The sequence below is a fragment of the Mycobacterium sp. 852002-51163_SCH5372311 genome, from assembly GCF_001667115.1.
GTDB lineage: Bacteria > Actinomycetota > Actinomycetes > Mycobacteriales > Mycobacteriaceae > Mycobacterium.
Window position 1 is genome coordinate 1 of record NZ_LZIJ01000115.1, and the last position, 1,095, is coordinate 1,095.

Annotated in this window: 1 protein-coding gene; it reads left to right on the top strand. The window is 58.4% G+C overall.

What is annotated here, in order from left to right:
• On the top strand, positions 1–846 hold an 846-nt coding region (locus A5791_RS27735), incomplete at its 5' end, for a hypothetical protein (RefSeq protein ID WP_067231672.1).
• Positions 847–1,095: the final 249 nt, after the last annotated feature.

The following is a 1,095-nucleotide window of genomic DNA, read 5'->3' on the forward strand; positions in this document are numbered from 1 at the left end:
CACCTCATGGGCTACACCTTCAAGGACTACGACAAGGCAAGCCGCTGGACGTGGAAATTCTTGCGGGACAGCACCGCTGAGCAAGTCCGCGCAATTGCCAACTACGCGCTGGAGGCCGACAACCGTCTGACAACCGGGACGATCTTGCAGCGGCTGTTTGACCCAACGCAGATAGCAAACGAGTGGTCGCACCCGGTGTATGGCCTGTACAACGGTGACACCATGGTTCCACCGGCCTATCTCGGCAAGCAGTTTGCGGCGGCACACCAGCACTACCTCGTTTCCGGTAGCGCCACCATTGATTCCGGAGACCTCGAAACTGCCGTTCGCCATGTGACCGAGCACGGTTTCGGCACTGAATCAAACTCACGGCTGTTGGCGCTGATGAACCCGGCACAGGCGGAAGTGGTGTCAACCTTCAAAGCTGGCGAAGAAAACGCCAGCGGCATTATTGCCAAACACGACTACATTCCGTCCGCTGGCGCTCCGGCCTACTTGCAACCGGAAAATATCGTGGGTCAGGTTGCGCCGGAGTCCTACAACGGTCTGAAGGTGCAGGGTAGCTACGGCGAAACCTGGATTATCCAAAGCGATTTCATTCCGGAAGACTACTTGGCGGTTGTTGCCACCTATGGAGCTAACAGCCCTGACAACGCCATCGGGTTCAGACAGCACCCTCAGCGTCAGTACCAGGGTCTAAGAAATATCCCGGGTATCGGCCCATTTCCATTGCAGGATAGCTTTTTCCAGCGCAGCTTCGGTGTTGGCGTGCGCCGTCGCGGCCAGGCCTGCCTCACGCAGATCAAGGCCAGCGGTTCCTATGACGTGCCGGTGATCCCGAAGTGACGCCTCTAGATTGGCTGCAGACCAATCTGACTGCAGTGGTGGTCGCGGTAGCTCAGGCCGGTGCCACCCTGGCCGGCTCAACTGCTGAAACCAATGTGTCTCAGTCCCATTACTACTCTTGGAGCCGGTTCACAAGATGAGTAGAAGCGGAGCCGACGCGTCCGGTCTCGGTGACCAGCTTGCGCGCAACCTCGCGTATCTGGAAAACGGCGATACCGGCGCTAGCGAGTTCAGTTGGGCCGATGGCCT